We start from the raw sequence: 22,865 nt of genomic DNA on the forward strand, positions 1-22,865 counted from the left end.
GTCGTTATATCGTTCGGTATACTATTAGTGTACAACGAATGGATGGGAAGTTTAACAATATCACGATTTTTTTCGTAAAAATTCCCCGTACTTTTAATCAGGACTGCGTCCAACTTTGGTACAATGAGAGTACCTGAGCCGCTTGTAAGGAGGATGAAGCATGCATCGGCTGCGATATTACATGAATTGGAAGCTCTCGACCAAAACCTTCCTGCTCACCTTCCTGCTGACGGAAGTCATCATTCTGCTGCTCGGCTATTCGTACTACAACTATTCTTCCAATATCCTCGTCTCCGCGCAAACCAAGTATGCGATTGATATGAACGCCAAGACCAATAACTACTTGGAAACCCAGCTCAGGTCGATCCGTAATTTCGCCGCATCGATTGTCGGGGACAGCCGGCTGCTTGAGGACAGTCCCACCGAAATCAACCGCTGGTTTCACGATAATTTGCTGTATTTGCTCCCGACGGTCAATAATATTCATTACATTCAGGACGGCAGCGTGACGGCCAGCACCTCCAGCATCGGCTGGATGCTGATGAATAACGAAACCTTCAAATGGAACCGCGTCCGCGTGCTGGAGGCGAATAAGCTGTACTGGACCGAGCCGTATTGGTCCGAGGCGTCCCAATATACGGTTACCTTTTTTATGCTCGTACCGGGCAAGGAAAATTCACGCATGATGCTGGCGTTCGACATCGGCTTCGAGAAGCTGTATGAAGCCCTGCTGCCGGATGCGCCCGACCTCCTGCACGGGGAGCTGATTCTGCTGGACGCGGCGAACCGCCCGATCTACGGCAAGGGCTCGCATACCCGCTATAACGTGTACTCCAACCAGGTGGAGTGGACCGACTTCCCGGAAGCGATCCTGGAGACCCCTTGGAAAGAGTATTCCTTGTCGTTGCCAGAGGCGGAGGCCCGAACCGATTATTTTCTAACCCGCAGCAGCAATAACGTCATGAATTGGCAGGTCATGTGGATGATGGACAAGACGGAGCTGCTGAGGCCGCTGGAGGCTACGGTTCGGTTCACTGTGGCGCTTGCCGTCGCGTCTCTGATTTTGGCTCTGGTCATAGCCTGGATTATGTCCAAAATGATCGGTCAGCCGATCCGGCAGTTCGCCCTGTCGCTCGACGAGATCAGCTCCGGCAACCTGAATGCCAAGATCCCCGTCAACCGCCGGGATGAGATCGGCAATTTGGCCCGCCATTTCAACCGGATGACGAAGCAGATCGGTCTGCTGATCGAGGACCTGAAGACCACGGAAGCGAAGAAGAAGGCCTTCGAAATCCGGATGCTGCAGGCCCAGATCAAGCCGCATTTTCTTTTTAACACGCTCAATGCAATCAGTATGAAATCCCGCGAGGGGGATTTGTCGAAGGTGGACCTGCTTATTTCCTCCCTCACCCGGCAGCTCGACTACAGCCTGTCACAGACGATGGAGGATGTCAGCCTGAAGGATGAATTGAACGCGGTGGAGCACTACATCCAGCTGATGCAGGTCCGCTACGAAGGCCGCTTCGCCTATGAAACCGATATCGATCCGGCCACGCTCAGCTACAAGCTCCCGAAGTTCACGCTGCAGCCGATTGTGGAAAATTGCATCTTCCACGGCTTATCGCCGATGCAGGGCTCCGGGACGCTGTTTATCGGCTCCACTCGCGACGGCGGCGACTGGGAGCTGCTCATCGAGGACAACGGCATCGGCATCCCGGAGGACGTGCTCGGAAAGCTGCGAGAAGTTCTGCAGCGCGATTCCGTCGAAGAAGCGGACGAAGAGGAAGGGATCGGCTTCGCGAACGTGCATTACCGCCTGCGGACGCTCTATGGTCCCGCCTATTCGATGAGTCTCGATTCCTCCGCGGACTTCGGCACGCGGATCCTGATTCGAATGCCCGTAGTTATCCAACCCTAAGAGGAGGCACCGCATCATGAAAAAAATACTGCTGGTCGATGACGAACCGCTGGCGCTGAAGCACATCCGCCATACCTACCCTTGGAAGGAATGGGGGTATGAGATCGTCGGAGAAGCCGGGAACGGGGAGGAGGCGCTCGGCATGATCGCCGAGCTGCAGCCTCACATCGCCCTGGTGGACATAACCATGCCGGTCATGGACGGGCTGCGCATGCTTAAGGAAATGAGAGTCCGTTACCCGGCAGTCAGGTGCATTATGCTTACGGCGCATCGGGATTTCGACTTTGCCCAGCAGGCCATCCAAAGCGGGGCGATGGGGTACATCCTCAAATCGCCGATCGACATGGAGGCCACCCGCTCCGCGCTGGACCGGGCTTCGGCCGATCTCGACAAGGAGCTCGACCTGGAGAACAACAAGCGCGCCCGCCGCAAGATTGTGCAGAACTATCAGTATTCGCTCCGCAAGGATTACTTTGACAAAATCATCTCCGGCGTGCTGGCCGAGCGGCAGGAAATGATCCGAATCGGAGCCGAGCTCGATATCGATCTCGAAATGCCGCCCTATCGGCTCATCGTATGCCGTGTGGACGATTTGGCGCGGTATGCGGCCCGTTACTCGGAGAAGGATAAGCCGCTGCTTGAATTCTCCATGCTGGAGATCGTCAGGGAGACGCTGGCGGAGAAGCTGCCGGCCGGCTTTGAGCTCTTTCCGAACCGGTTCGGGCAGTTCACCCTGCTGATTCACGCCTCGGAGCCCGCCCTAAGCGAGGAGCTCCTCCGGGAGCGGCTGATTCAGCTGGAGAAGCCCTTGCTGCAGTATATGTCGGTGCGCCTCTGCATGTCGGTCAGCGCTCCCTTCGAGCACCTGCATTTGCTTAGGAGGATGTATTCCCGTGCGGAGCACCACCTGCTCTACCGGTATTATCAGGGGAATCCGTATCCGATCTTCGCGGAGAAGGAGATCCCGTTTCAGCCGGTGCCACCGGGCTATCTAGAGCAGCTGTCGGCAGCTTTTCCGAAGGAGGCATTGTCGGAAGGGGACGACCCGCAAGCCTTCAAGACCTGGCTGCAGCAGCTGGAGCAGGTATTCGGCGAATACCGGCCGGAGCCGGCGGCGGCGCAGAGCTTCCTGAAGGAAATGCTTCAGCAGCTTCCCGACCGGATGGCTCAGCCGTACGAGGCCGCTCTGGAGGAGCCCTCCTTCCCGCTCACCGCAGCAAGCCTAAGCCGGATTTGCGAGGAGCAGCACCGGAAGCATCAGCAGAAGCGGCTGCGTCCCGAGGTAGCGCTTGCGAAGCAGTACATCGACCAGCATCTGGGGGACGACCTTTCCTTGGAGGACATTGCAAGGGAAATCCAGTTCAGCCCCTCCCATCTCGGACATATGTTCAAGAAGGAGGTCGGCATGACGGTATTCGACTACATCCTGTCCCGGCGAATCGAGATGGCCAAGAAGTATCTCTTGGACGGACAGTACCGGAACTACGAGCTGGTGGACCGCATCGGCTTCAACAGTTACTCCTACTTCTGTACGATGTTCAAAAAGCATACCGGCATGACGCCCAACGAATTCAAGAATGCGGCCAGGGGCGGGAAGTAGATCATAAATAAAACGCCTTGCTGCGTATATACAACTTTCCCGGACTATTTGCCTCGTTTTCGGGCATTGTGTCCTCCCAAAGGTGCCTTTTCTCACAAATCGCTTTCCGAACCCCGCTTGGGGTTATGAATCTCTGCTCTATAAGTCAATTTCATAACTAGAAAGCCCTTGTGGAATAAGGTTATTCGGCATACAAAAGCAGGAGTACCTCCCCACATTCTCAAAGTTAAGGTTACCAAACCATTACACGAGAAAGGAGTACTCCCATGTATGGTATTCAACAAGAAGTTTGCCGAATTGTTTAAGCTACGTACGGCCATTGACGTGTCTTTTCTATCTGAAATTATACTTTGGCATGGGCAAAAAACGGGCTTTTGTCGATCTTGAACTAAATGTACAACGCGAAATTGGTAACCTGTGGCAGATAGATGGCGTTACCAGGGCGTCTGGCGCTTAACACGGCCCGGTAATGCTCCCTGTAACGTTATGAAATCACCTTACTGTACCCAATATGTGTTCATCTGCCACTGTAAGATGAAAAAATCGCGTTACAATGCGTCTGGTACTTAACACGGCCCGGTAACGCTCCTTGTAACGTTATGAATGGACCTCTGTCAAGAAAGTAGACACTCCGTTAAGTGAACCCTTAAGCAGCCTTCTTAAAACGCGCAGCAAATTTAACCGGCGATACATAACCGATTGCACTGTGGATTCGCTTACGGTTGTAGAAGAACTCAATATATTGAAAAATGGCTTCATAAGCCTGCTGCTTCGTTTTAAACTTGGTGCGGTAAATAAGCTCCTTCTTTAATATGCTGTGAAATGACTCGATACAAGCGTTGTCATAGCAGTTCCCTTTTCGGCTCATGCTGGCTTTCATTGAGTAAGCCTTCAACTTCTTACGGTATTCATCTGAGGCATACTGTGAACCGCGGTCTGAATGATGGATGAGCCCTTTCCGAGGTTTCTTGGCCTCATAGGCGGCTTGTAACGTGTCTACAACTAAGTCTGTGGTCATTCGATCGTAAAGGCGCCAGCCGACGATCTCACGCGTGCATAAGTCTAAGATGCTGGCAAGGTACAATCGGCCCTCTCGGCAAGGGATGTAGGTAATGTCTGCTACCCAGACCTTCTCTGGCTTCTTCACATCAAATTCCTGATTCAGGATGTTTGGAGCGATAGGCAGATCATGGTTAGAGTCGGTTGTCTGTACCTTAAATTTTCGAGAAACGCACGAACGCAGCCCTAGCTCCTTCATGTAGAGACTGACTGTGCGCTCTGAAATCTTAAACTGTTCAGCCCATAGTAAACGGGTGATCTTGGGGCTGCCATATCTTCCATGAGAGTCGTGAAAATGGTAGGAAATCCGCTCCATCACCTTCGTCTTCCGTTTCTCTCGCTCACTTGCTGTAGCCGTTTGCCACTTGTAAAACCCGCTCCTGGATACCTGCAGCACTTTGCACATCTTCTCCATTCGAAATTCGGAGCGGTGATCTTCAATGAACTGGAACCTTAGTTCTTTTCTTTGCTGAAGATGTGCAGAGCCTTTTTTAAAATGGCCAGCTCTCCTGGAGATCGGTCTCCTGATCTTTTTTCTTGGCTTCGCGTTCTTTTGCTGCCAATTCTTCTTTCATTTGACGAAGCTTTTCCGGGTTGGCTAGCGGCTCATTTTCAAATGAACGGTACTGAGACATCCAGTTGTGGATTGTTCCTGCCGGAATGTTCAGCTCCGCCGCGATTTCCGGCACCGTCTTGGTCTGTTCTTGTACGTATTTGACTGTCTGCTTTTTAAATTCTTCATTGTAACGCTGCCGTTGATCTCCCATGGTGGACACCTCATTGTTCTTTGCTAAGTTAATTATCTAACTTCACTTAACGATGTGTCCACTTTTTATTCTAGCTGCAGAAATCACCTTACTGTAGCAAATATGTGTTCATCTGCCACCGTAAGATGAAAAAATCACGTTACAGGGCATCAGGAGCTTATATCGGTGCCGGTAATGCTCCAGAATTCGCAAGTAGATTTGCGCTGCCAAAGCTCATTTTGTGCGATTGAATTCAAGTCATTATGAAATTGACTTCTATAGCAGCTTTGCCATCCCTTGACCGACACAAAATGAATAACAAGGAGCAGCGCTCAGGCTGCTCCTTGTTATTCATTCCTCAGCCTGTAGCTTCGCCCCGGTTCGATGGCAAACCGAAGAGCGCCGGTTATGTCCGATACGCGGGGAGCCCTCGCCAGCGGAAGCCATTCCTTCTCTCCGTCGGCGGCCAAGTCCGCTGCGCATTCCACTACAAATCGAGCGGGTTCCCACTCCTTATGCCGCAGCTGCAGCACGGACACCTGTACCCCGTCGTTCCACACATGCCGGTATTCCGTCCCCGCGGGAGCTACCGGATACACCTCCATCACCGCAGCACCGTCCTCCAGGCATACGGTTACTCCTGCGCCTCCGACAAACACAGGGATCGCTCCCTTCGGAATCGGGTGATTCCGCAGGAAGGTCGGTCCCTCGTACCGCTTGCCGGTTTCGTATTCGATCCAGCTGCCTTCCGGAAGGTACACATCCCTCGATTCGGCGGTATCGAAATCGTTGCCGAACAGCGGCGCCGCCAGCAGCGAAGGACCCAGCAGCCACTCATACTGCCGCGTCGTTCGGTTGGCCAGCCCGTAAGTGGCCGGATCGTCCGGGTAGGCAAGCGGCAGCGGCGTCATGGCCGCCGGGAAGCCCGTCTCATAGGCCGTAATCACGGCGCTATAAATATAAGGCGCATAGCGGTTGTGCCAGTCCGCCGCCTTTTTGACATGGGCCTCGTACTCCGGACGCTGCATCTCCCAAGGCTTCCTCCCCATCGACATCGCCGGGCATAACGCGTTGAACGTCGCATTGCGCACAAAGTAATCCTGATACGAGGGAAGCGTCGGATCCGTCTTTGGCGTCCCCCCGGTAATGTCGGGATACAAGTTCGACACCCCGCTGGCCGCATAGTTCAGCAGATTGATCGGCACCCGGTCCTGATCGAAGTGGAAGCCTTCTCCTTTGCCGTAGTATGTGTCATTGATCCGCAGCACATCTCCGGGGGCCGAATACGCAGTGCTCCGCACAATCGTCGGACAGCCCCGGTCCATGAAGGCCTCGTTCAGCGGATTCCAATTCCCGTCGCGATAATGCTTCGTGTACACCATCGCGTCTTCCTTATAGCCGTCCGCTTCCCACTTCTCGCAGCCCTCCAGAAACCACGACAGCGCCTCGGGATTCCGAGCATCCAGCATGTACAGCGTGCCCCTTGGAAATTCCGCATTGGTAATACGGACCAGCCGGCCTTCGGCATCCTTCAGCAAATATCCTTTTTCCATCGCTTCATGAACATAAGGGCCGTTGTTAATCTCATGATGATAGCCGCCGTCCTCTGCCGGAGCCTTGAAATGGTTGCGAATGCCGATCAGCAGCTTCATCCCCCGCTCGGCAAAAAAACGCTTGATCCCCTCCGGGTCCGGATAACGCGGGTTCGGCAGCTCGTCCGTGCGATGCTCCTCCCGCTCGTCGTCCCAGATGCCGAAGCTGACCGTCGAACCTTGCTCCGGCAGCTTTCGGTCCCCCTTCCAAAAGCCCGAGCCGATGACGCCCCACGCCAGCTCGTAGCCGCGCTCCGCATATTCGCTCAACGCTTGCTCCACTGCACTCTGGTACGAGTTCCAGCCCAACGAGCCGTAAGCCTCCCAGCCTACGCGGAACATCTCGTACTTGGGCTTCCGGTCGGGATATCCTTCCGCCTCCCGGGCATCACGGTAATCGGAATAGATGGTCTTCATATCCCCGATAAAATAATACAGCCCCGTCACGGAACGAACCCCCGCGGTACCGAGCAAATTGTGCTCTTCCGTTAAGGCGACCCGCTTCGAGCCCTCCTCGAACAGCACCTGGGCGAAGCCGTGCGCAGGGAAGACGCAGAAGGTGCTGATAAAGCGCATGTTCGTGCCCTGGTTCACCACATCGTTACGAACGAGCCCGAACACATCCGCCGTATCCCTTGCCGGCACATCCAGCTTCCCGCGCTCCGGGGCATCCTCGGTCGGCACCCGATCGACATGGGAGCCGAAATCCCCCATGCCGAACACCGGCCTCTGCGACGCCGTTCGCACCTCCACCGTGTAGCTGCCTGCCGCTTCAGGAATTACATTCATGCACACCGCGTGGGGGTCCAGTCGAAGCGCAACTGCAGCGCTCGTCCCCCGGCTCGTCGTAATGCGAAATTCGGCGGTGTTCGGGCCGGTGAGCCCCACATACCGGGTTTCCTCCGCATCCGCCGTGTCGCCTCCTCCCGCTTCCGACAGCCGAATGCCGGACACGGGATGTGCTCCCGCCGCCAGCCGACCGTCCTTGTGGCGGAACGAAAACCCAAAACCCTTCCGGCGAATCCGGACCGCATAGTCAGGCGCGGTGAGTACGATCTCTTCCGGGGATTCCACGACATCGACGGAAACGATTCCTTTGGCCTTCACATTCATGGGCTGACCTCATCCGCAGGCCGCAGCACCGCGACATAGCCCCCGTTAGGCGGCATTTGGATTTTGAGGCGGCGCGCCCCATTCTCCAGAGCCGATTCCTCACGCGCAAAGGCGGCAGGGCCTGCATCCGATAACATGACAGCCCGGTAGTTCTTATCCGCCGGCAGGAACGAGAACTCCTCCACTTCAAGCGTGACCGCTTCAGCGATACCGTTCAGCACCGCCACATACCAGACGTCGCCTTTTCTTCTTGCCATGGCGGCCAGCTCGCCGATCCGGCTCTCTTTCAGCACGACCGTCTCCTCCCAAACCGAAGGCAGCTCCTTAATCATATCCAGCGCCGGACGGCAAGACGGCTCCTGGAGCAAATACTCGGGATGCTCGGCGATGACCTGCAGCGGAGAAGTGAATAGAATCCCCGTCGCCAGCTGATGAGCGAAGGTCGTATCCCCCGGATTGGAGAAACCGATCGGCGTATAATCCCCATGCCCCGTCAGGAACCGGGTGAACGGCAGCGCGGCATTGTGCCAGGCAGGGATCGGGCCTTCCTTCATCTTGTTCAGCTCCAGCCCACGGATGCCTTCCCGGCTGATCTCGTTTGGATACGTGCGGGATTCTCCCGTCGGCTTCGAAATGCCGTGAAAGTTGACCATCAGCCTGCGCTCCGCGGCAATCCGGAGGGCCGCCGTTTCGAAGGCAATGGAGACCAGATCCTCGCAGTCAATAAAATCAATCTTGAGCCCTACCGCGCCGGCTGCCTTCACATGATCCATGAATTCGCGCATAGCCCGGTACTGATCCGCGGGATCGTTCATCTCCTTCGACCGCTTCCAGACGAACACGCCGACCCCCTTCGCGGACGCGTAATCGGTCAACGCCTTCAGTGCGGCCCACTTGTCCTCCCACAGCTCCCAGCCTTCATCCACCGTAGTAAATTCATAGCCTAACGCTTCGGCATGATCGATCATCGCCTTCTCTTCCTCGAAGCTGCCCGTCCCCCGGCTCCACCAGCGCCAGACGGAGCGTCCGGGACGAATGTAGTCCTGATCCGGGAACAGCGCAGGGTCCGGCTGCGGATTGAGGTTCGTGAGCAGGTCACTGTTCACCAGCCCGTTCAGGTCGGGGCTCAGCATGGTGACTCTCCAGGGCGTCACCACCTCCCCTGTTAGCTGAAAGCCGTCCGCCCCCTCGGTGAAATGGGCCTTCACGATGCCGTCGCCTACTGCCTCAAGACGCATGCCGCTGTAATTGTACAGCGCCGCTTCGCAGACAACAGCGTAGCCCCGCCCCTCCGGAAGCTCGACCACCAACGGGGTCCCCTGAACGGGTCCTTGGGAGGATACCGTATGCAGCACCTCCGCCCCGGTACGAATCCATTCTCCGGCATAGCTTTTGAGCTTCCAGCCGTTATTTCGTTCGAAGAACCACACGCCTGCCTGAGCAGGAAGCTTCCAAGAGGAGGCTTCCCCCTGAATCGTAACCGTACCCCGGTCCGGGAGGACGTAACGGATCGCAAAGCCGTCCTCGTACGCGCGCGCTTCGACCATATACTTGATGCCCGAGCCTTTATGGGTAACGGCTATCCGCATCTCGCGGCAGCGATTAACGGCCACCGTGTGCACTCCCCGGGCCGGATACGTCTCGTCTACCTCCAAATAAACAGGTGCTTCCGCCTCTACTCCGTCGCCGAGGTGGTGTCCGTCGACGAGGACCCCGAGGTCTGATAAGCCCACGACGGAGGTTCCCCTGAACTTCACCTCATATTGAAGCTGCCCCTGTGCGTTGATGAGAAGGTCTCCGCTTACGGCTCCCTCCGGGCTTTGCAGCTGATAACGAGATAATGGAATCGATGGATTGATCATTTGACATTCATCTCCTATGAAAAGTGGGTGAAGAAGGTCAGCTCTTCACCCACGGCTTATTTACTTGCTGGTTTCCATTTTCTTAATATAATCGTTCATTTGCTTAACGAAATCCTCGCCTCCGGCCTTGTACCAGCCCGCCAGCAGCTCATCGAATTTGGATACCGGCTGCTCGTTCATGATGATCTTCATGACCGTCTGGCTCCACACCTTCTGATAATCCATGTAGTTCGGCTTCTTGGCCGCTTCAGGGACATAATCCAGATGCTTGGAATTGACTACCGAGGTGAAGGACAAATCCATCCATGGTTTAATCAGATCGCGAATTTCTTTTTTCGTTCCGGCAGTAATGAAGAACTCGGGGTCATTATTGCGGCGCATCGAGTTGCGGCGAATCGGGCTCTTCGGGGCGTCCATGATCGGCGTGATTTCTCCGTTAACCTTGTTATAGTCCATGCCCTCGAAGCCTTCGACAACCGTTTTCCAAATATCATCCGCTAGCCACGCATCCAGCAGCTCGACCGCCTTTTGCGGATTTTTGCTCGCCTTGGTAATGCCCCAGAAGCCCCACAGCCCGGTTCCGTAACCGATACCGCTTACCTTGCCGTCCTCATTCTTCACGAACACATACGTCAGGTCCACGTTCGGGTTCAGCTTCCGCATTTCTTCCGTATGCCAGGTGTAGTGGCCTGCGAAGCCAGGGTATACGCCCGCGATGCCGCGCCAGAAGCGTTCTCTTGCCTTGACGCCGTCATTCGTCGCCGAATCCGGGTCAAGGAGCTTTTCCTTCTGCAGGTTGGCCGTGTAAGTAAGCGCCTTCTTAAATGCCGCGCCGGAAGGATCGTACGTTGCATCCATATACTCATATTTGCTGCCGGCCGGTGCCTTCTGCCATTGGAAGAGCCCGAACTGGCTGGTCAGGATCGGCTGCAGCACCTTGTTGCCGTCTACGAAGCCCGCGTAGCCGTAGGTATCGTTCTTGCCGTTTTTGTCCGGGTCATTCAGGGTGAATTTGCGCAGGATGTCCGTAAATTGATCGATGGTCACCTGGCTGTCGGCAGGAATGGTGATGCCCACGTTTGCGAGCCAGTCCTTGCGCACCCAGAAGGCGTCGTTACGCGTCACCGAGGTACGCGGAATCCCATAAATCTTGCCGTCCTGGTTGACCTTGAGCGCATCCCAGGAGGCTTGATACGAATATTTGGTCAGGTTCTTGGCCGAGCTCAGGTAGTCGTTGACCGGGATTACGATGCCGTCCTTCACCGCATTGATGAAAGCCTGCTCGCTTGTAGCCGGGAAAAATACGATGTCCGGATAATCGCCGGAGGCCAGCATCAGCTGCAGACGCTCCTTGTATCCTGTCGTCGGCGGGATTTCGAATTCCAGCTTGGTGTTTGTTTTCTTCTCCAGCATCTCCACGAATTTCTTGTCCGTTTCGGACAGGTTGGCCTGCTCGTGGTTCGCCATCATCTTCAGCTTGACCGGCTCCTTGCTTGCGGACGCATTGCCATCCGCTGCCGGTGTTTTGGCCGGCTCCGTTCCTCCTCCGCATGCGGAAGTGAATAGCAAAGCCGCAGCGACCGATACGGTCCAGACCCCTCTGAACTTGTTTTTCATTTTCATTCCTCCAATGATGTTAGGATGATATGGATAAAGCATCGGCCCCCTTACAGGTTACCCTTTCACGGAGCCGAGCATCAAGCCCTTGACGAAGTATTTTTGCAGGAACGGGTACACACACAGGATCGGCAGCATGACGATCATCAGCGTCGCATACTTCAGCGTCTCCGTCGGTACGGTGCCGGCCCCGAGCTCGGCGGCGTTGCCTCCGGTGGAAATTTCCATCATCTTGGAGCCCTCGATAATCTCCCGGAGGAAGAGCATCAGCGGCCACTTCTCCACGCTTCGGATATACACGATGCCGTTGAAGAAATTGTTCCAGTACCCTACCGCGGCGAACAAGCCTAAGGTCGCTATGATCGGCATGGACAGCGGGAACACGACGCGGAACAAAATGTACGGCTCCGAAGCTCCGTCGATGCGAGCCGCTTCCTCAAGTTCCTCGGGCAGGCTCTCCATGAAATTTTTCATCAGAATCAGGCTGAAGCCGGACAATAATGCCGGAAGAATCAGCGACGCCAGCGTATCCAGCAGCCCCAAAGAGCGCATCAGATAGAAGTTCGGAATGAGCCCTCCGTTGAACAGCATCGTGAACACGATCAGCAGCATGAACAGTCTGCGGCCGCGCAGATGGGTTTTGGATAACGGGTAGGCCGTGATCAGATACAGAAAGACGCCGATGATGACCCCAGATACGGTGACGATGATCGTGTTCAGATAGCTTTTCCAGAGAATCGGGTGACTTAAAATTTCCTCGTAGGCCCCCAGGGTGAAATCCTGCGGCCAGATCAGCATCGGATTCGCAACAAACGCCGTATAGGAGCTGAGCGAAACCGCTGCAACGTTAATGAACGGATACAGCATGCAAATACAGGCGAGTACAATCAGCACGTAGTTAATCAAGTCGAACAGTTCGATCCGTTTCCATCTCATGAGCTTCACCTACCAGATTTGTTTGCCGAACAGACGGGAGAGGCGGTTCGCCCCTACGATCAGCACGAAGCCGACAGCCGCTTTGAACAGCCCTACCGCAGCAGCGAACGACATCCGGCCGTCAATTAAGCCGATTCGGTACGTATACGTTTCGAACACATCCGCCACATCGTACGTCATCGGACTGTAGAGGAGGAAGATTTGCTCGAAGCCGTTGTCGAGAATATTGCCCAGCTGGAGAATGAACAGCACGATAATCGTACCCGTGATGCCGGGAAGGGTAATGTGCCGAATTTGCTGGAAGCGGTTGGCGCCGTCCATTTTGGCCGATTCGTATAGCGTAGGATCAATGCTGGTCATGGCCGCCAGGTAGATGATCGTACCCCAGCCGACGCCCTTCCACACCTCTGCGGTAACGATAATGCTTCGGAAAAACTCCGGCTTGAGCAGGAAGTTGATCGGCTCGCCCCCGAATTCCTTGATCACGTGGTTCACCCCTCCGGTGGAGGGGGACAGGAAGTTCATAATCATACCCGCGAGTACAACCCATGAAATAAAATGCGGCAGGTACAGAATCGTCTGGGACACTCGCTTGAACAGCATGTGCCGGACCTCATTGAGCATCACCGCCAACAGGATGGGTGCCGGAAAGCCGAATAAAATTTGATACATACTGAGCACAAGCGAGTTGCGCAGCACCTTGTAAAACTCAGCCGATTGGAACAAATACTCGAAGTTCTCGAAGCCGATCCACTCGCTGCCCCAGATGCCCCGCACGAGGCTGAAATCCTTGAAGGCAATGACAATGCCGAACATGGGGATATATTTGAAGACCAGGAGATACGTGAATCCCGGGATCAAAAACAAATACAGCCATTTATTCTGCCTCATGTAGGTGAACAATGATTTGCGCTTGGGAACGGCTGCAGCCTGCTTTGCAGCCTTGGAGGAGGCCGTTATTTCCATCGTTGTCACATCCTTTCTTATCTGCTGCTGGGGTAGGTCTCTTGTCGTACCTTTATTAAACCACGGCCACCGGGTGAAAAAAGTTCAGAATCTGGCGAAATGTTTCACTATATCGTGGAGTTGCCGGGCCGGTTCGGGCCGATGGTCGCAGACACTGCGTGGGGTGGTAGGGAAGGTGCGGGTCCGTTGGCGGACGCCTATAGCGGCGTGCGATCAGGCAGGCTCGCTCACGGGTGGCTATCGTACGCACAAGCCCCTCTCCCGGAGGGCGGTTACCTGCATTTCCTGCAGCTATTTCCAGGGAGATCGGGCTGAGAGGAGGGATTAGCTGCATTTCCTGCATGTATATCCGCCTACTTGTGGGTTTATGAGGGATATAGGCTGTTTTACCTGCATGTTTGCAGCTAAAGGCTGGGATCGCCACGGTCATCTTGCATTAGATGCAGGAATTGCAGGTAAAAAAAAGCCCGAGGAGATGCGTGAAGCTCCTCAGGCCCTTGCTATGCTGATCAGCGATTGACTAAAAATTGCACGATTCTTAATTCCGGTGGGGACTCCGACTCCGCTCCCTCCCCTGCCGTGAGCTGCAGCTCCAGAACATGGTCCCCCGGCTCCAGCTCATCCTCCAGCATGCGAGCCCTGATGCGCGAAAACCCGTCTCGGTACCCGTCGTGAAGCTCCTGCAGCTTCCACGGACTGCCGTCAATTGAGTAGCGCACCGCTCCCGTATGCTGATTCGCCAAGTATAACAACCCGACGGCTGTTCCTTGGAACGGAAGCCGAAGTCCCGCATCAAGCCCCTGCATATGCAGAACCTCTACAGGTTCCTTGTAATTCCGGTTGACCCCTGTAGCCTCTTCAACGGTATGTCGGCAGCTGCCTAGTGGATCAGCCTCCCCTATGCCCGCGTACGCGGCTCCTCCGTAATGAAAGGAGTCATAGGGCTCGACAACGGTCCGGCGCACCCCTTGCCGCAAGGATGCTTCCAGCAGCTCCATCACACGATTCGCATAGATCAGGTGGCCTCCATCGTACGGATGAACCGTATCCTCGGCAAAATCGTCCCACGCCAGCGTGCCGCCATCTATACACCGGGCGATATCCAGGCACAGATTAACGGAAGGCAGACCATAGTGGTCCGCTACTTCCTCCATATGCCGTATGTTGGGCGGCACCTCTCCCTGCCGGTACAGCTCCGTTCCCTGCCTTGTAGTGCCATACACCAGGACAATGCCCGTCTCCGGCTCGAACAGCCTCAGCTTACGTACCATTCCCTCGACAGCTCTTACGGTCTCATCGCGATTACCTGCATCGTTCACGGCGAATTCGATGAAAACCAGATCCGGCGGCATCGGCAGTAGCAGCGGCTCCAAGCGGTATACACCATAGGTCGAGTTGGTCCCGCTAATTCCGCCGTTAGTGAAGACGCACTCCTCTTCCGGATAGCGAGTCGACAGCCAGGCGGACGTAAGTGCCCGCCAGCTGCACCGTTCATGATCGGAGGCGCTGGCGCCTACTGTGACGGAGCCCCCCAGGTACAGTACCTGGAGGCGTCCCGTCGTTCGGACCCGCTCCTCTGTATATGGTAGCCCGTAGCGCACCCTATGGATCATTCCGCTGCCCCTATCAAGCCCAAGTCAAGCAGCATCCGATCCGCGAACGCCGCTTGGATTCCTTTGCCCCGTTGGGCGCGGAGCTCGTTCATCAGCGGCTGTATCCGGTCCTGCTTCGCCAAGAGGCTTCGCTGCAAGCCCTGGCCTTCAATCCAGCCCTGGGCGTAAGCGTAGTTCAGCGCTTCCCCGATGCCCTGGGCCTGCAGCTGCACAGCAAACTCATGACGCTGCATGGCTTCATTGCCCGCCCCGTCGACCGCCCGAACAAGCAGCTCATGGCTGCCGGAAGCAAGGGAGAACGCCTCAGCTCGGTAAGGCGCCGGGAGCGGCCTGCCGTCCAGCTGAACGCTGCTGTAGACCACACCGCTGACCGTATCGGCGAACGTAATGTTCGCCGTAAAGGCCTGCGCCGGTGAGATCCGCTCGGGAGCGGTCAACGTAATAACCGGCGGAGCCTCATCCTTCACGGTGTGAAGCTCAAAAGAACGGCTGTGCGTATCCAGTATCGTTCCGAGCTTCGATCGGACTTCGTCCGATAAAAGAACCGCATACTTCGTAGCGTAGGCCAGCGGTGCCGCCGGCGTAAGCGTCAAGCGGCGAGTGGCGTCGTCCCAATGCAGCGTCGTCGGTACCACGGTGCCATACACCGCCTCCGTTACCCTCACCGCGGTGGCGGTGAAGGTTTCGGGAGCCATCGGCGCTGTAAACTGCAGCACCAGCGGCTCGGTGACGGATGCGCTCGCAGGGTCGCTCGGCTGCACCAGCTTCGCTTCCACCGGAACCCAGCGGAACTTCACGGCATCCGCCCGCGTATAGATCCGGTCGAGCACTTCCGGCGGCAAAGTCGGTGCCGTGCGCGTCAGCTTCACGTATTCCGTTCCGCTGCCGGTGAACTTGAACTGCCCCAGGCTGACCCAGCCGGAAGGGGCTTCGGTAGCATTGATCGTGCGGGTTTCCGTCCGATCCCCATACCGTACCTCTACCTGAACGGAAGCATCGTTCCCCGAGGTGTGGACGATTTTGTAGAAGGAGACCTCGTATTCTCCGGCATGCAGCACCGGCGTCCATGTGGCAGTAGCACCTTGTTCTTCGGTGTAGCGGCTTTTGACGGCTTTATTGTAGCCGGTCAAACCGCTGGCGGACCACCTGCCGGTCTCCAGATAGCCTGGCTGCGAGGAATCCACAATAATCTCCAGCTCTTTCAGCGCAATACGAATCGGCTCCGTCACATGCTTCTGACCGTCCGCCGTAACGACCTCAGCCCATACATCCAGCTCCGGCACGTCCGGGTTATACGTCTCCAGCGTCAGCCTTCCGGCTCCATCGATGCGAACCAGCTCCGGATGATACGTATGATATGTCACCGTCGCCTGCGACAAATCACCGTCCACGCCCGTTGTTAAGGTACCTCTCACCTTCAGCTGGGTCGACTCGAACCTGCCTAACGCTTGCTTATCGGCCTCGATGGTGATGCTGTTCCACTCATCGGCTACCGATTCGTGAATCAGCATGATCGCATCGGCGGCCACCTGAGGCTTGCTGCCGGTATTGGTCAGCTCCACGCGTCCGCTCGTGCCTGCTGTGAACTCGTGCGTCCCAAGCAGCTGCCAGCGCCCGTTGGAGGCCGATTGATCCACCGTGTACGTCTTGGTCCCGGCCGCGTCATACACCGTATACTTTGCGTCAGGAGACCACTCCGTCCGCCCGACCGGTACATTGACATACACGCGGTACTTGCCTGCCAGTTGCAGCTTCGGTACCCATGCCACCTTAGCGGCCGGTGCCCCCGGTACGGTGTTCGCCACCAAATAATTATCATAATAATAGCCGTTTGCGGCCGTATTTCGCATCCATGTGCCACTGAGCTCCGCCTCGACATTATCCACGCGGACTACGCCCGGCTGCTCCTCATGCGCAGGCTGCTCCGGCACACTCGAAACCGCATAAGGCAAATATAACGTGCGAGCTCTGGTGCGCTTGCCGTTGGATTCCACATAATACGTAAAGGCCGTGCTTAGTTCATCCACCTGTATGGACCATTCCATCGGATAGACGGCATCCGGGCTGGACTGATACGTTCGTCCGCCGTCCAGCGAATAATGCAGCGTCGCCGGGTCCGTCGTCTTGGCTTGAACATAAGCCTGGTAAGAGGACTTATCCGGCTTCACGAGCAGCATTCCCTTCACGGCGTCAATTGGGCTGTGCATATCGAAGAAGTAGCTCGCGTCCGACGTGTCCTGCTCCGGCGCCGCTTGATGCAAAGGCACCTGAATGTTCATCCCGCCGACGATGACGGCCGTGAGACCTCTCGCCGTTACTGTAACGTTCAGCTCCCCGCCCGTTAGTACTGTCGTTTCCGGAGCACCGCCGTCCCGGATGATTGTGACCGGATACGACTTCGTCGGATCGAACCCGATCAACGCCGCGTCCAGCGTCAGCTTGACCTGCTCCTCCGACTTGGCTTCGTTAGCTAAGGAGATAAACAGCTTATCGCCGCTTTCCGCTGTAATCCAGTTGATTTGCGGATTGCTGGACTTCAGAATGCCTTTCGGCATCCAGAGCCATGCATTCGGATGGCCGTAGAAGGTGCCTGGCTTCGCCCCGAACACATGATACTTAAACCACAGGAAGTCCGTTTCAAAAACCGACGGGAACGAAATTTGCCCGTTCGAGCGAGCCATCTGCTCCGTGATGAGATAGTCGATCGTCTGCCCGAGCTGTGCCGGGGCGTGATGGTAATAGATCGACGTTCCCTCCGTCGGACCCAGGATCGGGAAATCCGGATCAAGCTGGCTTGTGATGAAGCCTCTGTAATAATAGCCGGGATAGTTCGAATAGCGGCCGACGACGGCATTGTGCGCAATATCGGCCATCAGCGTATCCCCCGTATACTCCGCCAGCCTCAGCAGGAACGGCGCTTCCTGCGCATTCATGCGGTAGGCCGAATTCGTATTGCCTGCCTCATACGTCAATCCGTTCGGCGACACCATCCAGGCTTCCGCCTGCATTGAAGCCCCCGGCACATCCTCCGGCAGCATCGCCCGCGGATATTGATACTTCCCTTGATCCTCCCAGTTGTTCGCCAAATAATAACGGAACGGAGACGGATCGGGGATCGAGATCGTTCCTTCCGGCACCGGCCTTACGGTAAAAATACTGACATATCTCTGCGCTTCCTTATGGGCAGCGGCAAGGTATATCGGATCCCTCGTCTCCTCATACAGCTCCAGAATCTCCACCCACAGCTTCCCGTACTGATAAAAAAAGCTGTTCCGGTCGCCGTTCCTCGTCGTCGGAGTGTCGATCTCCTCCGCGATGTATTTATCCGCAGCCGCCTTCGCCTGCTCCAGATAGGACGCATCCTTTGTCATCCGGTACATCATCAGCGGCTGAATGACCGGTCCCCGGGCATATTGCCCCTCATTGCGCACCTTGAAATCGTCCTGCCCCATACGGTACAGTCCGGCGTTGTACCCTTTCGTCATCTGATAAAAGGTCGAGAGCGTCGTCACGTCGAAGGCGACGGACGTCATTTTCCACAGGGAAGGATCTCCGTAAACCGGCTTCTGCTTCGGAGACCAGCCGCGCTCATTGCGGGAGACCCCGTGCTCCAGCATCGGCAGCGCCCTTTTATCATAAAGCTCTCCGTCATTCGTCACATAATAAGCACCCATCAGCGTACTGCTGGCCGCGGTTCGGATCGCCTGATCGTTCTCGATGTCGATGAAGCCCTTGGCCCGGCTCCACCAGCCGCTGGCGCTCGGAACATAATTGACCGTATCGTCTCCGGCCGGATCGATTTTGAGCAGGTCGATCATATTGAACATCGCATCCGTCAACGATTGGCCTTTGACGTTCTGGCGGTAGGCGCTGTAGCCGTATTCCTCCCGAAGAAGGCTGGTGTAAGCTTCATAGATCGAGCCTTCGCCCGCATAAAGGCCGAGCTTGAACCTGTATGGCTGACCGGCCGTCAGCTTCGAATAATTGCCGAGCTGCGGGGCATACAGAATCGGCTGCACCGTATTCTCGTTGTTTACCAGACTGATCCCGACCGGCTGATTGGCCCCTGTACCTGCCGGCTCGAAGCGGAGCGGCAGCTCGGAAGCAGGAATGTACACGCCGTACGTGAGTGGTCCATCCGTGCCCGGCTTCTCCACTAAGCCCATCGGAGCCGTCAGCTCCCAGAGACCGGTCGATTCGACAGTGCCTACCGCCTTGGCCCGGTTGCGCCCACCGCTCAGCACCTCGGTAACCGTCTCGAGCTTCTCTTCCGTGAACGACTGGTAGCCCACAACATAATCGCCGGTGGTCTTCGGCACGAACTCCAAGGAAATTTGCGGCGTTTGGGACGCCAGTGACCAATTCACTTTAAAGTCAAACTGATCCGCATGCTCTGTATCGGTCAGCTCCACCGTTTGGGCATCCACTTGCCGGATTTGCCCGGGGAGCACCCACGCGGTGTTCATCGTTTCGTAATAGTTCAAGCGGCTGCCCGAAGCTCCGCTGAGCACAACCCATTGCTCCTCCAGACGCTCCGCCTGCCCGTGAACCGGAACCCACGCTCCGTTCTTCCGGAGGAACAGATCCTTCACGATCGTTTTGCCCCCGTCCCAAGCCGCTTCATAGAAAACGACCCGGTAATCGGCATTCTCGATGGCCGCCTTCTCCGTGTAGGTCAGGTTGCTGAGCTGGCGGCTTCTCAAGGCACCCGGCGGAGGATCCTTGCGAACGATATCGCCCTCGAACTTGACGGCATCCACACGGGTATAAATGGTCGACCCGCTCGCCGCCGTCCGTGTCACTTGAACATACTCATGAATCGGATCTCCGGCAAAATCATACGTGCCCAGCTCCAGCCAACCGGCACCGGGCTTGGTGAAATCCATATATACCGTATCCGTACGGCCGTTATGCACGATGTCCACCCGAATATTCGGATCCGCCTTATCCGGCCAATCCGGCTTGTAGAGAGAGATGGCCGCCGTACCCGCTTCAATATTCGGGCGATACAGGACCGAGGAGTTCTGCGTCGTCGTGTACCGGGTGGAGGACTGATTGTAGCCCTTCACCGTCGTCGATCCGGTCCAGCTGCCGCTCTCCGTGTAGCCATAGTCGCCAAAATCAATCACAAAGGCCGTCGTCGCCTGACGAAGGACTTTGACGACGTAGGATTGCGAAATGCCATTACTGCCGGTTACGGCGATGGTTATGTTCGTTTCCGCTCCGGTCAGCGGCACGGGACCGAAGGGAACGCCGCTCGCCGCCGTCTGCCCGTTCACGTGAATGACTGCCGACGGTTCCGACGCCGCAGCCGTCAATGTTACCGCTTGCACAGAAGCCGATACTTGCGCCTCATATTGGAATACCGCCGGATCAAAAGCCGGACTGAGTGCAGCTCCCTGCACTGTTAACCCTGACAAAGCGGCTGTCGGAGCATCCTGCACCCGCTCGAATCGGACCGCATCCGCATGCGTAAACGTTCCGCTTAGCGTTGTGGTACGGGTCAGCCTCACCAGCTCATTGCCGCTGCCCTCAAAAGCGAACGTCCCGAGCTCCACCCAGCCGGATGTGCCCTCTGTTGCGTTGATCGAGGCCGTGTGCACTGCACTGCCGTGCAATACCTCCACCTTCATCTGAGGATCCCCGGTGCTAGGTGTAGGACGCACGACCTTGTAGAAGGATACGCGGTACGTTCCCTTCTGCAGCGCCGGCTTCCAGGACGCCGTATGCCCGACGCCCCCGGTCACTCTTGTGGTCGTGCCATTGTAGCCCTTCACGCTGCTGGCTCCCCAAGCCGGAGACTCCGAGTAGCCCGCATCCCCATTGTCGAGGATGATCGTTTCCCCCGCCTCCGCTGCTTGAACCGTCGCTTCGGGAAGCCACAGACCTTGCAGCGGCAGCATCCCGACGACCAGCAGCATCGTCAGCCATAACGCCGTTTGTCTTCGTATTCGAACCATCAAGCTGTACATCACACCCCAACCTTTCCTAGTTATGGTTTGCTTCAACAACGAGTCGTTCCTCTACCTTCCATGAGATCGGCCGACCTGCGATAAGAAGCGATGCGGCTTTATCTTCTATGGCGACATTTCCTTCAAGCTCCACCGTTCCGCATGCCTTCAGCTCAAGCACATATTCCGCCCCGCCATGAGGAGGATAAGTGCCGGACCGCTCGATCCGATTACCGGTAAAAGCAAGCTGCGCTACCGAATGGCCCTTCACCAAAGGTTTGTCATAGGTTCGGAAGACATTGTCCTCGATACGAATCCGCCCGTGATAATAGCCGACTGCGGACTCCGGATCCTGAATTTCAGGGTCGATGTCGATGACGGCCTTTCCCCAGCTCGGGTAAGCATAGTTGCAATCGAGGAAGGTGTTGCCCCGGATTACGATGCTCTGCGTTCCTCCGGATTCGAACCAGAAGTTCGCGTCTCCCGAAATTTTCACCCCTGCGCCCGGGCTGCTGATCGTGTTGCCTTCTAACAGCACCTCCCCGGCGGCCGTAATTAGAAAGCCCCGTGCCCGGTTCCGGCGAACCGTGCACCCTTGAATCACTACGCTAGCCGTTCGGCTTATATTCTCCACCGCATCGCCAGGCTGCAGCGTTTCAGGAAGCTCATCCTTGAACGTCAAGAGCATATAATCCATGTTGATTGGATGAACGGACGTAAGCTCGGCAGCCCCGTACGTCAGCAGCGATTGACCGCTCACGAAGCTCATCCTCTCCCCAGGTGATGCGATATTCACTCCTTTTTGCTGACGGTTCATCAGCTGTACGAGCAGCGTATCGGGAGCCACACGGCGGGCGATTCGGCCATAAATCCCGTGCACGTTGCAGGGATCGTCCATCTGATGCTCCAGCAGGCAATCCTTCAGCTCGATGAGGCCCGTGCAATAAACAAAATGCGTCGCATCCGCCATCGTCGTAAAGACCCGCTCCGTGTCTTCCCTTCCGGTTACGTGGAACCGATTCAGACGGGTATCCCTGCTGTTCTGCGCAATGACTCCCATCCCTAGAGCATGACGGACCGTAACCTCCTCAATGACGGTATCCGTACAGCCGGAGACGACAATAGCCGGATGATCCCTCCGCCCGAATCGGAAGATCAGCTTGTTGCCCAGGATCGGCTTTCTCCTAGTGCGATTGCCGCTGAACCGCAAAACTCCGGGCTCAGGCTCCGTCACTTGGAGCTCCTTGTAATGCCCCCAGCTCCATTGGTCCGCGCTGCCATAAGCCGTCGCCTGTGTAGCCGGGTCGTATTCGATCAGCCCCCATACCTCCCGGCTCCAGCCTTCGCCTTGGAACGACAGCTTTCCGTCTGCGAGCTCGTACGCGTACCCCACGTCTACACGAATCTCGAACCCTTCTTCGAACACTTTGGTAATGGAGCCCTGTGCCATCATCGGCACCTCCCAGTCGATAGAGAAGCCGCTCAGTCGAATATTGCTGGAGTTCTCCAGCAGGAAGGGAATGATGAGGCCGTGGAACACGAACTCCGCCTGAGGCGCCTCAATGGAGAGCTGCTTCATGCCGATCAGGGGAAAAGCTATTTTCCTCCTCCCGTCATTGTCATGATTCGAGATCACCACCTCCTTCTCATAAGCCAGCTCTGGCCAAAAATCATACCGGCCCGGAGCAAACCGGAGCACCGCCGCCTCCATCCCCCTGCACTGCTGCAGCGCACGGAAGACAGCCAACGTCGCATCCTCCCCTGAGTCCGGCCTCGCGCCGTATTGCGTCACGTCTACTACCGCAGGAATCGTTGCTTTCATGTCATGGATCCTCCTCTCTTGTTTCTATTATCAGGAGGGATTGGGAGGAAAACATTACAATATCTGAGGA

The 22,865-nt window shown here is 56.3% G+C and carries 13 protein-coding genes; 3 read left to right on the plus strand and 10 right to left on the minus strand.

Annotated elements, in window-relative coordinates; genetic code table 11:
* Positions 1 to 160: 160 nt before the first annotated feature.
* Entirely contained in the window at positions 161 to 1,918 is a 1,758-nt protein-coding gene (locus QMO62_RS14475; RefSeq protein WP_284641953.1) for a sensor histidine kinase, read from the plus strand.
* 16 nt (positions 1,919 to 1,934) lie between these two features.
* A complete protein-coding gene (locus tag QMO62_RS14480; protein WP_284641954.1) occupies positions 1,935 to 3,518 on the plus strand; it encodes a response regulator in 1,584 nt (527 codons plus the stop codon).
* 646 nt (positions 3,519 to 4,164) lie between these two features.
* On the opposite strand, the gene QMO62_RS14485 is transcribed toward QMO62_RS14480, so the two are convergent.
* The 7 genes from QMO62_RS14485 to QMO62_RS14515 form a co-directional block, all read right to left on the minus strand.
* A complete protein-coding gene (locus tag QMO62_RS14485) occupies positions 4,165 to 5,106 on the minus strand; it encodes an IS3 family transposase (RefSeq protein WP_348651719.1) in 942 nt (313 codons plus the stop codon).
* Positions 5,069 to 5,344: a transposase gene (locus QMO62_RS14490; protein ID WP_284641956.1), complete on the minus strand. Its 276-nt coding sequence runs from the start codon at positions 5,342 to 5,344 to the stop codon at positions 5,069 to 5,071. Before QMO62_RS14490 ends, QMO62_RS14485 begins: the two co-directional genes overlap by 38 nt.
* A 326-nt stretch (positions 5,345 to 5,670) precedes the next feature.
* Positions 5,671 to 8,028, minus strand: coding sequence for a glycoside hydrolase family 31 family protein (locus QMO62_RS14495; protein ID WP_284641958.1), 2,358 nt, complete (start codon positions 8,026 to 8,028; stop codon positions 5,671 to 5,673).
* Positions 8,025 to 9,890 (minus strand): glycoside hydrolase family 97 protein, encoded by a 1,866-nt coding sequence (locus QMO62_RS14500; RefSeq protein WP_284641960.1) that lies wholly within the window; start codon positions 9,888 to 9,890, stop codon positions 8,025 to 8,027. Before QMO62_RS14500 ends, QMO62_RS14495 begins: the two co-directional genes overlap by 4 nt.
* 60 nt (positions 9,891 to 9,950) lie before the next feature.
* Positions 9,951 to 11,507 carry an extracellular solute-binding protein gene (locus tag QMO62_RS14505; protein ID WP_284641962.1) on the minus strand — a complete coding sequence of 519 codons (1,557 nt, stop codon included), beginning with the start codon at positions 11,505 to 11,507 and terminating at the stop codon, positions 9,951 to 9,953.
* Between the two features lie 57 nt (positions 11,508 to 11,564).
* The gene (locus QMO62_RS14510) at positions 11,565 to 12,443 is read right to left on the minus strand and encodes a carbohydrate ABC transporter permease (protein WP_284641964.1); all 879 of its coding nucleotides are present in this window, start codon (positions 12,441 to 12,443) and stop codon (positions 11,565 to 11,567) included.
* Positions 12,444 to 12,452: 9 nt separating this feature from the next.
* Positions 12,453 to 13,409 carry an ABC transporter permease gene (locus QMO62_RS14515; RefSeq protein WP_284641966.1) on the minus strand — a complete coding sequence of 319 codons (957 nt, stop codon included), beginning with the start codon at positions 13,407 to 13,409 and terminating at the stop codon, positions 12,453 to 12,455.
* Between the two features lie 394 nt (positions 13,410 to 13,803).
* Between QMO62_RS14515 and QMO62_RS14520 the strand changes: the two genes are divergently transcribed.
* Positions 13,804 to 13,929, plus strand: coding sequence for a hypothetical protein (locus QMO62_RS14520; RefSeq protein WP_284641968.1), 126 nt, complete (start codon positions 13,804 to 13,806; stop codon positions 13,927 to 13,929).
* Here the strand turns inward: QMO62_RS14520 and QMO62_RS14525 are convergent.
* From QMO62_RS14525 to QMO62_RS14535, 3 genes are read right to left on the minus strand one after another with little or no spacing between them, the layout of a single operon-like run.
* Entirely contained in the window at positions 13,919 to 15,022 is a 1,104-nt protein-coding gene (locus QMO62_RS14525; protein ID WP_284641970.1) for an SGNH/GDSL hydrolase family protein, read from the minus strand. The genes QMO62_RS14520 and QMO62_RS14525 overlap by 11 nt on opposite strands.
* Positions 15,019 to 20,994 (minus strand): golvesin C-terminal-like domain-containing protein, encoded by a 5,976-nt coding sequence (locus QMO62_RS14530; protein WP_284641972.1) that lies wholly within the window; start codon positions 20,992 to 20,994, stop codon positions 15,019 to 15,021. Before QMO62_RS14530 ends, QMO62_RS14525 begins: the two co-directional genes overlap by 4 nt.
* Positions 20,995 to 21,010: 16 nt before the next feature.
* Positions 21,011 to 22,795 carry a right-handed parallel beta-helix repeat-containing protein gene (locus tag QMO62_RS14535; RefSeq protein ID WP_284641975.1) on the minus strand — a complete coding sequence of 595 codons (1,785 nt, stop codon included), beginning with the start codon at positions 22,793 to 22,795 and terminating at the stop codon, positions 21,011 to 21,013.
* Between the last annotated feature and the right edge of the window lie 70 nt (positions 22,796 to 22,865).

It is taken from the genome of Paenibacillus silviterrae (genome assembly GCF_030167925.1).
In the GTDB taxonomy this organism is placed as follows: Bacteria; Bacillota; Bacilli; order Paenibacillales; family NBRC-103111; genus Paenibacillus_G; species Paenibacillus_G silviterrae.

Excerpts from the sequence above, each read along its gene's own strand:
- QMO62_RS14525 (WP_284641970.1), bottom strand. The coding sequence starts at position 15,022 with ATGATCCATAGGGTGCGCTACGGGCTACCATATACAGAGGAGCGGGTC.
- QMO62_RS14530 (WP_284641972.1), bottom strand. The coding sequence starts at position 20,994 with ATGTACAGCTTGATGGTTCGAATACGAAGACAAACGGCGTTATGGCTG.
- QMO62_RS14535 (WP_284641975.1), bottom strand. The coding sequence starts at position 22,795 with ATGAAAGCAACGATTCCTGCGGTAGTAGACGTGACGCAATACGGCGCG.
- QMO62_RS14515 (WP_284641966.1), bottom strand. The coding sequence starts at position 13,409 with ATGGAAATAACGGCCTCCTCCAAGGCTGCAAAGCAGGCTGCAGCCGTT.
- QMO62_RS14475 (WP_284641953.1), top strand. The coding sequence starts at position 161 with ATGCATCGGCTGCGATATTACATGAATTGGAAGCTCTCGACCAAAACC.
- QMO62_RS14495 (WP_284641958.1), bottom strand. The coding sequence starts at position 8,028 with ATGAATGTGAAGGCCAAAGGAATCGTTTCCGTCGATGTCGTGGAATCC.
- QMO62_RS14505 (WP_284641962.1), bottom strand. The coding sequence starts at position 11,507 with ATGAAAAACAAGTTCAGAGGGGTCTGGACCGTATCGGTCGCTGCGGCT.
- QMO62_RS14490 (WP_284641956.1), bottom strand. The coding sequence starts at position 5,344 with ATGGGAGATCAACGGCAGCGTTACAATGAAGAATTTAAAAAGCAGACA.
- QMO62_RS14480 (WP_284641954.1), top strand. The coding sequence starts at position 1,935 with ATGAAAAAAATACTGCTGGTCGATGACGAACCGCTGGCGCTGAAGCAC.
- QMO62_RS14520 (WP_284641968.1), top strand. The coding sequence starts at position 13,804 with ATGTTTGCAGCTAAAGGCTGGGATCGCCACGGTCATCTTGCATTAGAT.
- QMO62_RS14510 (WP_284641964.1), bottom strand. The coding sequence starts at position 12,443 with ATGAGATGGAAACGGATCGAACTGTTCGACTTGATTAACTACGTGCTG.
- QMO62_RS14500 (WP_284641960.1), bottom strand. The coding sequence starts at position 9,890 with ATGATCAATCCATCGATTCCATTATCTCGTTATCAGCTGCAAAGCCCG.